9 protein-coding genes and 1 pseudogene are annotated in these 9,918 nt (G+C 71.2%); 5 read left to right on the forward strand and 5 right to left on the reverse strand.

What is annotated here, in order from left to right; genetic code table 11:
- Positions 1-1,585, forward strand: a 1,585-nt coding sequence (locus ACFU99_RS20065; RefSeq protein ID WP_384393769.1) for a thioester reductase domain-containing protein, incomplete at its 5' end; no start/stop codon positions are given.
- Here the strand turns inward: ACFU99_RS20065 and ACFU99_RS20070 are convergent.
- The 3 genes from ACFU99_RS20070 to ACFU99_RS20080 all read right to left on the reverse strand — a co-directional run bounded on the left by ACFU99_RS20070 (position 1,545) and on the right by ACFU99_RS20080 (position 4,117).
- Positions 1,545-2,696: a hypothetical protein gene (locus ACFU99_RS20070; RefSeq protein ID WP_384393772.1), complete on the reverse strand. Its 1,152-nt coding sequence runs from the start codon at positions 2,694-2,696 to the stop codon at positions 1,545-1,547. The two genes, ACFU99_RS20065 and ACFU99_RS20070, sit on opposite strands and share 41 nt — an antisense overlap.
- Positions 2,697-3,041: 345 nt before the next feature.
- On the reverse strand, positions 3,042-3,428 hold the full coding sequence (locus ACFU99_RS20075; protein WP_384393775.1) for a hypothetical protein: 387 nt from the start codon (positions 3,426-3,428) through the stop codon (positions 3,042-3,044).
- Positions 3,429-3,532: 104 nt separating this feature from the next.
- Complete coding sequence (locus tag ACFU99_RS20080) at positions 3,533-4,117, reverse strand: short chain dehydrogenase (RefSeq protein WP_384393778.1); 585 nt, start codon at positions 4,115-4,117, stop codon at positions 3,533-3,535.
- Between the two features lie 215 nt (positions 4,118-4,332).
- Between ACFU99_RS20080 and ACFU99_RS20085 the strand changes: the two genes are divergently transcribed.
- Complete coding sequence (locus ACFU99_RS20085; RefSeq protein WP_384393781.1) at positions 4,333-5,511, forward strand: glycoside hydrolase family 64 protein; 1,179 nt, start codon at positions 4,333-4,335, stop codon at positions 5,509-5,511.
- A gap of 154 nt (positions 5,512-5,665) precedes the next feature.
- On the opposite strand, the gene ACFU99_RS20090 is transcribed toward ACFU99_RS20085, so the two are convergent.
- Entirely contained in the window at positions 5,666-6,595 is a 930-nt protein-coding gene (locus ACFU99_RS20090; protein WP_384393784.1) for a LysR family transcriptional regulator, read from the reverse strand.
- 114 nt (positions 6,596-6,709) lie between these two features.
- Here ACFU99_RS20090 and ACFU99_RS20095 point away from each other — a divergent pair, with 114 nt between their 5' ends.
- The 3 genes and pseudogenes from ACFU99_RS20095 (at position 6,710) to ACFU99_RS20105 (ending at position 8,258) form a co-directional block, all read left to right on the forward strand.
- Complete coding sequence (locus ACFU99_RS20095) at positions 6,710-7,237, forward strand: DapH/DapD/GlmU-related protein (RefSeq protein WP_384393793.1); 528 nt, start codon at positions 6,710-6,712, stop codon at positions 7,235-7,237.
- A 164-nt stretch (positions 7,238-7,401) separates the two neighbouring features.
- Positions 7,402-7,674 (forward strand): annotated as a pseudogene (locus ACFU99_RS20100) (helix-turn-helix domain-containing protein); the annotation flags it as partial.
- 74 nt (positions 7,675-7,748) lie between these two features.
- Positions 7,749-8,258 (forward strand): GNAT family N-acetyltransferase, encoded by a 510-nt coding sequence (locus ACFU99_RS20105; protein ID WP_384393787.1) that lies wholly within the window; start codon positions 7,749-7,751, stop codon positions 8,256-8,258.
- Positions 8,259-8,318: 60 nt separating this feature from the next.
- Here the strand turns inward: ACFU99_RS20105 and ACFU99_RS20110 are convergent, their stop codons facing one another.
- Entirely contained in the window at positions 8,319-9,719 is a 1,401-nt protein-coding gene (locus ACFU99_RS20110) for an MFS transporter (protein WP_384393790.1), read from the reverse strand.
- Positions 9,720-9,918: the final 199 nt, after the last annotated feature.

Raw genomic sequence — 9,918 nt, forward strand, 5'->3', positions numbered from 1 at the left:
CCCCTGCGCACCACCCCCGTCGGCGCGCGCCGACGTCCCGGCGGCCGAGGCGCCCGCCACCGAGACCGAGCAGATCGTGGCGGCGGTGTGGGCCGATCTGCTCGCGCTCCCGGCCATCGGCCGCGGCGACGACTTCTTCGCCCTGGGCGGGCAGTCCCTGCCGGCCGTACGCGCCGTGGCGGCGCTGCGGGAGCGGCTGGCCCTCCCCGCCGCGGAGTCCCCGGCGCTGATCCGGCTGCTGCTGGCCGGGCCCACGGTCCAGGATTTCGCGCGTGCGGTGGACGAGATCGCCGCGGGCGGGCGTCGCCCGGCCGGTACGGGCCTGGACCTCCGCGCGGAGGGCGAACCGGACCCCGGCCTCCGCATCACGGCACCGCCCCCGCCCGATCCCCTGGCTCCGAGGCACGTGCTGCTCACCGGCGCCACGGGCTTCCTCGGGGCCTTCCTCCTGGACCGCCTGCTGCACCGGACCGATGCCACCGTCCACTGCCTGGTCCGGGCGGCCGACGAGGAGGGCGCGCGGCGGCGGCTACGGGCGAGCCTGCGGCGTTTCGGTCTCACGGCTGATGACACGTGGCGGCGTGTCGTCGCCGTCCCCGGCGACCTGACCAGCCCCGGATTCGGGCTAGGCGCGGCGGGCTTCGACGCGCTGGCCCGCGAGGCGGACACCGTCGTGCACAACGCCGCGCACGTCAACTTCGCCTACCCGTACGACGCGCTGCGCCCGGCCAACGTGGACGGCACCCGTACGGTGCTGCGGCTGGCCGCCGCGCACCGGCTCAAACCCGTCCACTACGTGTCCACCATGGACACGCTCACCGGGGACGGGCTCGCCGGCCGCGAGCATGCGCCGGAGGACGGGCTGCCGCGCCACCCCGACCGGCTCGGCACCGGTTACGCGCAGACCAAGTGGGTCGCCGAGCGCCTGCTCCTGGAGGCGTCGGCGCGCGGGCTGCCGGTGACGGTCCACCGCCCGTACGAGATCAGCGGGTCCGTCGAGCGGGGCACGTGGCCCACCGGCACGTTGATGTGCGCGCTGATCAAGGCCATCGCGGACACCGGGACCGCCCCCGACGCGCCGCTGCCCCTGAACCTCGTGCCCGTGGACTTCACCGCCGACGCGCTCGTACACATCCTCACCCATGAACCGCCGTGCGGCCGGGTCTACCACGTCACCAACGCCCGGCCCGCGGACCTGCGGCTGCTCGTCGACCGACTGCGGGCGCGGGGACGTACGGTCCGCGACGTGCCCGCGGCCGAGTGGCTCGACGCGATGGCGCGGCGCGCCACCGAGTCCCCCGACTTCCCGCTCACCCCGTTCCTGCCGATGCTGACGGTCCCGTCCGGGCCGGGCGCGCCGCCGCGAGGTGAGCTGACCGCTCCCCTCCCTCCGTACGGGCGCGAGAACTTCGATCGTGCCATGGCGGCGTCGGGCCTCGACTGCCCGCCTGTGGACGGCTCCCTCATCGACCACTATCTGGACCACTTCGAGGACATCGGCTTCCTGGCCGCCTCGGAGCGGCGGCCGGGTCCTCGCGGCGGCGCTACTTCTTCGGGTTGCGGAAGCGGCCGAACGCTTTCGTGAGGGCGTTCAGCGGCGATCCGTCCGTCTTGGCCGGTCCCCGTACGGACGGCCGGGGCGTGCCGTCGCCGCCGGTGGCGTCGGCCAGCGCGGACTGTGCCTCCTCGGCGGCCTCCCGGTACAGGTCGCGGGAGTTCGTCATGGCGTCGAGCGCTTCGGCGTACTTGGCGACGAGGCCCTGGGCGTGGACCAGTTCCTCTTCGGGGGTGAGCAGGTGCCAGCCGTGGCGCAGCCGGGCCAGGGCCCGTTCGGCGTCGGCGGGCAGGGGCCGGGGCAGGGCGGCGAACTCCTTGATCCTGTCGAGGAGTTCGGTCGGTTCGGAGCCGTCGAGGAAGACGTTGCGCACGGTGAAGCGCTCCGGGTCGTACTCCGGGTGGCGCGGTTCCGAGGGGAGGACGACGGCGCCGCCGCGCGGCATGCGGACGCTCAGCTCGCGTTTCATCGCGAAGTCGGCGATCTGCGCCTGCTCCGGCGTGCCCCGGTGCTCGACCACCCGGTGCCGCAGGCTCGGCGGCAGGAAGGCGGAGACCGGCTGCTGTCCTCTGGCGTCGGGCGTCATCGCCTCGTGCACGACGACGTGGACGTACCAGCTGTGCCGGGTGCAGTCGCGCAGCCGGCGGCGCAGTTCGTCGTCGTCCTTCGGCAGGTGGTTGGCGGTCCGCAGGCGTACGTCCGGGATGGTGTCGTAGTCCCAGGCGACGCGGTCGCTGTCGGGCCAGAACATGGTGGCGGGCGAGGGCCAGTGCGGCTCCCACGCCCGTTCCGCCTCGGCGGCGAGCACCCAGGCGACGCCCTCGCTCTTCTTGCGGCGGGCCTCGGGGTCGTACGTGGTCAGCTGTGCGCGTACGGTCACGTCGTCGTCGACGCGCCAGCGGGCCTCGAAGAGGCGGCGGGCGGCGGGCCCGGGGTCGGCGGCCTCGTCCCGCGGGTGCAGGACGGTGGAACGGGCCGCCTCGGCGGGTTCGAGGTCCAGGAAATCGTCGAGCACCCCGGCCGCCTTGAGGGCGATCAGGTTGCGCCGGACGTCCTGCTCGGGCTCGGGACCGAGGTGACGCCCGCACGCGAGCCACACGGAGTCGGGGGCGGTGGTCGAGGAGGTGCTGTTCTTGGCCATGGCGTAGTTCTGTGGGTGTTCGGGGCCCGACCAGTGTGGTCTGCGGACCTGGCGGTCATGGTCTGTGAACCTGGCGATGGAAGCGGTACCCCGTCCACGGCTCCACCACGCCCGACGGGGTGCTCGGGGTCGGACGAGGAGGGGCTGAACCGGATCCTATAGCGGCGCCGCCCCCGAACAGAGGAACGCGGCTCCGACACCAGCGGCACCGGGACCTCGGCATATGGCTCCGCGTCCTGAGCGCCTCCGACCGCGTGACGTGGCTACGGCACGTAGCGCGCGTTACTCGGCGGCCTTGCCACACAGCCGGCGCGACCGGGGGCGAAACCGTAGACGGCCCCGGCGTCAGGAGGCGAGCTTCTCCATGACGCGGCCGTGGAGGAGCTCGTACTCCTCGCGGAGCCTGGCCCACTCGGAGCCGGGCGGGCGGGGTATCGCGATGCCCTCGGTGACGGTCTCCTCCGGCACGAACTGCTCGCGGGTGAGGTCGATCTCGACGCCCATGCCGAGGCGGTTCCACCAGTGGTAGTCCACCCGCTCACCACCGACACGCACCTCTCCCCGCAGCAGCTCGCCGCCCACCAGGTCGTTGAGGACCATGGCGGTCACCCCGCACTGGTCCCGGGCGGGGTTGTCCGGGGTCCAGCGCGACCGGTATTCGGGCGTGCAAGTCTCGGCGCTCCAGCTGCCGAGGATGGCTCGTTCGATGTCGGCGAGAAGCAATGTCGTCATGGCGGTGATCCTGCCAGCGGGCACTGACAATCACCGGCCGCTGGCCTGGTCTCCACGGCTGTCGGCTGCCGATCTGAGGGGCGACGGGGCAGTCTCCCCTGGCGCTACGGACGAATGGTCCGGCCTTGTGCAGCGCCCTCCACCGCGTCCACGTACGCCTGGGCCACCTCGGCGACGGGGGTTCCGTCCCTGCCGTCCGCGCCCATGGCTTCCAGGGTTTCCCTGACCCAGCCGGGGCTGATGAGATTGATGCGCAGCCTTCGCGGCAGTTCGCTCGCCGCGTTGCGGACGAAGCCTTCGAGGCCGGCGTTGACGAGGGCTCCGAGCGAGCCGCCGGGCAGCGGAGCGGCGAAGGTTCCGCCAGTCAGCGTGATGGAACCGCCGTCGCGGAGACGGCGCACGGCTCGCTGGGCCAGCGCTACCTGACCGAACAGCTTGCCCTGCGCTCCCGCCGCGATCTCGTCGTCCGACGCCGACTCCAGGTCGATCAGCGGGCCACTGGCGGCGCAGCACACCACGGCGTCGAGATCCGAAACCTCGTCGAAGAGCGCGTCCAAGGAAGACGGATCGGCCATGTCCGCCTTCGTGGGTCCGCCGCGAGATGCCTTGACCAGCTGGTGGGAGGGTTCCAACGCGCCGACGACGGCGCTGCCGATCGTTCCTGTCGCTCCGATCACAAGTACCTTCATGCGACAGATCCTGTCAGGGGCGGTCAACCGGCCCTCCGTGGCGGCATCGAGTACGACCCGAAACGGGCAGAAGTCGGAAGCAAGATCGCCTCACAACACCTCCCACAACACGGATCCCTCGCGCTAACTTCTGTGGTGACCTGTTTCTCGGGCTCTCGGACTCTGGCTCGTCGGTCAGGGGCCGAGCCCCCCACTTCGCCGAGGAGCGCCACTTCATGAGCATGCATCTGAGCCGCAGGAAGTTGCTTGGAGGGGTAGCGGCCACCGTCGCCGCGGCCGGTACCGGCCTTACTCTCGCAAGCCCACGCGCCATCGGCGTCCAGCCGCGGGCTGCCGGTTCGCTGCCTCTCTCGATCGTCAACAAGACCGGAAAGTTCGGCAATTCGTCGATATGGGTCTACATAGTCGGCAACCAGGGCGACCGCCAGGTCCACGTCACCCCGGACGGCAAGATCGCGCCCGTACAGCTGTCGGACAACGGGGCCGACGGCTTCACCGACTACGCCATCCCGCTCAGCGGCAGCGGGGACACCAAGCTGACGTTGCCCCAGATGTCCGGGCGGATCTATGTCGCGCTCGGCGACAAGCTCAAGCTCAAGGTCGTCACGGACGGCGCGGGCAAGGCCGCGTTGCAGTACCCGGCCGGATGGGTGTCCGGCGACCCGAACTACAAGGTGTTGCACGACTGCGCCGAGTTCACGTTCACCGCGGACGGCATGTTCTGCAACACCACCATGGTGGACATGTTCAGCGTCCCGCTCGCCATCCACCTCACCGGCGCGAAGGACCAGACGACCGGCGCCCTCAAGGACGGCGCCCGCGCCAAGATCTTCTCCGATCTCGCCGGCGTCGAGGCGTTCGCGCCGCTCATCGTCGACCGCGACCTGCGCGTCATCGCGCCCGGCCACGGCCTGGACTCCGGCCTGTTCGCCAAGGACTACTTCGCCCCGTACATCGACGAGGTGTGGAACGCGTACGGGTCCAAGGACCTCAAGGTCACCACCGACGCGGGGACGTTCACCGGCCGGGTGAGCGGCGGGAAGTTCGCCTTCGACGGCCCCGCCTCCGTCTCCTTCGCCAAGCCCAGCACCCGTGACGTGCTCTTCTGCGACGGCGCCCTGGCCGCCCCCAACGACGGGCGCACCGGACCGGTCGCCGCCGTCCTCGGCGCGGGCTTCAACCGCACCACGCTGCACGACACGGCCGCACAGCCCACCACCGACCCGGCCGCGTTCTACCGCGCCCGTACGACCAACCACTACGCCAAGGCCATGCACGAGGCCACCGCCGACGGCCACGCGTACGGCTTCGCCTTCGACGACGTCGCGGGCTTCGCCTCGTACATCCAGGACGCGGCCCCGACAGCGGTCACGCTCACCCTGACGGCCTTCTAGGCGTACTGATCACGAGCGTCGCGAAGACCTCCGGTGTGGTGGAGCCGTGCGCGGCTGCACCACACGGAGGCCTTCGCGTCCCACGTGATGCCCGGATGCCCGGCTGCCCCGTCCAGCGCACCCTGCGGGGCCCTGCGAGACATCGGTCGTCCGGTCAGCGGTCCACCCAGTCCGGGGCCCACGCGTCGTGCGGGGCTCGCGGGCCTGCGGCACGCAAGTAATCACGTAGCGCGGTCAGTACGGGGTGCTGGTCCTTGCTGCGGAACAGCAGCACGTGCGGGTAGACCGGGGTCGGGTCGTGCAACGGGATGCGCCGCAGGTCGTGGGTCTGGGGCCACAGGTACCGGTCTCCGCTGCCGACGAGGGTGGCCAGCGAGGCCGAGTCGGCCAGCGCGTCCATCAGGACCTCGTCACCGAAGTTGGGGCCGAGCGCGTCGATGCTCAGGCCGAAGGTCTCGGACAGCGCCTGGTAGAACGCCGCCCACTCCGTGCCCGGCCTGATCCCGGGAATCCAGACGCGGTGGCCGGCCAGGTCCGCGGGCCTGACCCAGGGCGTGTCGGCCAGCGGGTGGCCGGGGCCGGTCAGGAGCTCCAAGGGGGCGTCCAGGAGTCGTTCGGCGCTGATCCCGGCCGGGACCTGAGCCGCCGGCAGGGCGCGGAAGGACGCGTCGACGGTCCCGTCGAGCACCGCTCGGGCGGCTTGGGCGGCGTTCTCCGTGCTCAGCGTGACCGCGTCCAGGTCCGTCTCGGGGCGGGAGCGGTAGAACCGGTAGACGGCCTGGGCGGGAGCGATGCGCCGGTTGAGGACATCGACGCGCAAGGGACGGCTGCCGGGGCGCACGGCCTGCTCGGCCTGCTCGACGGCCGCCAGGATCTTCTTGGCGTGCGGCAAGAAGACCTGCCCGTCCAGGCTCAGCCGGGAGCCGCGGGAGCTCCGCACCAGCAGCGTGACCCCGATGTGCCGCTCCAGGGCCGCGATCCGCTTGGAGACCGCCTGCTGGCTGATTCCCAGCTCGTCGGCCGCTGCCTGGAAGTGACCGGTCCCGGCGACGGCCACGAACGTCCGCAGCGCTTCAGCATCCACACCCTCACTCTACTTTCACCACTACTGGTTGTGCCGGGTGTGGTGCAGGGTTGTTTGATCGAGGGTTCCGCGCGGTGGTGGGATCAGCGCATGTCTACCCGCACCGAGCAGGTTATGTACGTCCAGACGTCCGAGTTCACGCGCCATGCGGAGCGGATCGCGGAAGTCACCGATGCGACGTCGCGACTGAACGTACTGCCGTTCAGCGACAGCGAAGGCCGTACTGAACTACTTTCTGTTGTCTTCGGAGGTCCGCTGCCGGACTCGGTGGTGATCTACCCGCCGTTCTTCACCGAGTGCGGGCTGAACACGACGTTCGGGGAGAACGTCTTCGTCAACCAAGGATGCACCTTTATGGACAAGGGAGGCATCCGCATCGGGGACGGCGTCATGATCGCCCCGAAGGTCAGCCTCATCACCGGAGGCCATCCGCTGCCCCTCGCCGAGCGCCGCGAGTACCTCTCCTTCGCCCCGATCGTCATCGAGGACGACGTCTGGATCGGGACGGCCGCCGTGATCACGCAGGGGGTGACCATCGGTTCCGGCGCGGTGGTCGCAGCCGGTGCGGTGGTCACTCGCGATGTCCCGGCCGGCGCCGTGGTCGCGGGAGTGCCCGCCCGGCTGATCAAGACGATCGACTGAACCCGGCCGGGCTGCCGGCCCGGGGAGAGCACGTCCGCTTCCGATCCCGCTGCCCCGTCACGCCCAACCGCCCGACCGGCAGTGGGCCCGGTTCCGGCCCCTGTCGCCCACCAGCGGCGGCGGCCGCGGCAGGCCGTAGGCCGACCACCGCCATCGCGCCGTGTGGCACCTTCGCCCGGCGCTTCCGCGACGAGACGGGCCTCAGTCCCGGCCGCCGGCTGACCCAGCAACGCCTGCGGCACGCCCGCCATCTGCTGGAGTCCAGCGATCTGTCCGTGGAACACATCGCCCACCAGGTCGGCTTCGCCACCGCCACGTCCCTGCGCCGCCACCTGGCGGCGGAGGCGGGGGTCGCCCCGTCGGCGTACCGGCGCACGTTCCGCGCCGCGAGTACGGGAACGGCCGGGGAAGCACCGTCAGCGGCGCCCACCCGCTGACACGGCATCGGGCGATCCCCGCATCGGCGCATCGGCGCATCGGCGCATCGGTACACCGATGCGAGAATCCCCGGATGCACTCGATCACTCTTCAGCCCGCCAGTGCCGAACTCCGTCCCGTCATCGAGCAGTTGGCGGAGCTGTACCGTCACGACATGTCGGAGTTCTTCGGCTATCTCCCGGACGCCGAAGGGCGGTTCGGCTTCACCCCTCTGCCGCTCTTCTTCGACGAGCCGGAGCGGGAAGCACTGGTGATCCGGTGTGATACGGCGCCGGTCGGGTTCGTGCTGACCCGGCCCATGGCCGAGGGCCCGACCTCGATCTCCGGGTTCTTCGTCGTACGGGCGCTGCGCAGGCGCGGCGTCGGGCGCCAAGTCGCCCTCCAGTTGCTGCGCTCCCGGCCCGGCGCGTGGGGCATCGCTTTTCAGGAGGCCAACGCGGGGGCCGCCCGCTTCTGGCGGGGTGTCGCCGCGGCGGCCGTCGGGCCGGGGAACTGGCGCGAGGAAACCCGCCTGGCCCCCTCGACGACCCCCGTGAACCTGCCGGAGGACCAGTGGATCTTCCTTGATACGAGCCGGGGTTAGGAGTTACCGGAATCAGGAGCCAGGAGTCGGGGCCGCCCGCGGCGGCGCAGTGGTCCCCGCTCACCCCTGCGCCTGCTGCGCGTGTTTCGGCAGGAGCGAGACGAGCAGCAGGGTCAGGGCGTACAGCCCGGCGCAGATGGCGAAGATGAGTTCTGCGGCGGCGATGTAGGAGCCCGTGGTGGCGTGGCCCACGCGGGCGAAGAAGGCGGTGCCGAGGGCGGCGACGCCGATGGCGTTGGCGAATTGCTGGACGGCGTTGAGCATGCCCGCGCCCGTGCCGACCTCCTCGGCGGTGGCGTCGCCGAGGATGTAGTCGAACAGCGGGATGAACACCAGGCCCGCGCCGAACCCGGTCAGGAACAGCGACGGCGTCAGCCGCCAGACCGTAACGTCCGTACCCCAGCGGGCCGTGGACCACCACAGGCCGAGCACCCCGACGACGGCGATCGCCAACCCGATGTGCAGCGCCGTACGTCCCAGCCTCGCCGCCGGCGCTCCGCCGCCGAACAGGACGGCGACGGTGGTGCCGAGGGCCCAGGGGATCAGGGACAGGCCGGAGCGCAGGGGCGTCCAGCCCAGGCCGAGTTGCAGCAGCAGGTTGATGACGAGGATGAACGCGCTGAGCGCGCCGTAGAACCCGGCGACGACCAGCAGGCCGACCACGAAGCCGCGCTTGCGGAAGAGGGACGGGGTGATGACGGGGTGGCTGCTGCGGCGTTCGGAGGCGACGAACAGGGCCAATACGGCGACCGAGGCGGCCATCATGACGTACGTCCAGACCGGCCAGCCCAGTTCGCGCCCCTGGATGAGCGGGACGATCAGCAGGGCGGAGGCGGCGGTGAGCAGACCCACGCCGGTCGTATCGAGGCGGGCGCCGGGGTCCTCGCCGCCGCGGCGGGGCAGTACGCGCAGGCCGAGCGCGACGGCGGCCACGCCGAACGGGACGTTGATCAGGAAGATGGACCGCCATCCGCTGCCGAACAGGTCCAGGTGCAGCAGCCAGCCCGCCAGGATCGGGCCGCCGACGGTCGCCAGGCCCATGATCGGACCGAACGGCATCAGCGCCTTGCGCAGCAGATGCGGCGGGAAGGCGATCTTCACCAGCGCCATGCCCTGCGGGATCAGCACGGACCCGAACAGCCCTTGCAGCACGCGGGCCGCGATCAGGAAGCCGGGGTCCGGGGCCAGCCCGCAGGCCAGCGAGGTCAGGGTGAAGCCCGCCATGCCGATCAGGAACAGCCGGCGGCGGCCCATCAGGTCGCCGAGCCGGCCCGAGGTGATCAGGCCGAGCGCGAAGGCCGCGGTGTAGGCGGACAGCACCCACTGGAGCGTCATCGGCCCACCGCCGAGATCGGCCCGGATCGAGGGGCCGGCGAGGTTGGCGACGCTGGAGTCGACGAGGTCCATGATCTCGCCGAGGAAGACGACCACGAGGAGCAGCCACGCGGAGCGCATCGGCATCGGCAGCGACGTCGGCGTTGGCGTTGGCGGTGGCGGTGGCGGTGGCGGTGGCGTCATCAGGCGCGGCTGCGACTGCGGCTGCGGCTGCGCTGTCGCAGCACCATCGGAAGAACGTTGTTCTAGAGTCACGAACACCATTCGAGCATGAACGAACATCGTTCGCAAGATAGGAACGTCGTTTGTTCGAGCGGGTATGCTC

The organism is Streptomyces sp. NPDC057654, assembly GCF_042800135.1.
GTDB lineage: Bacteria > Actinomycetota > Actinomycetes > Streptomycetales > Streptomycetaceae > Streptomyces.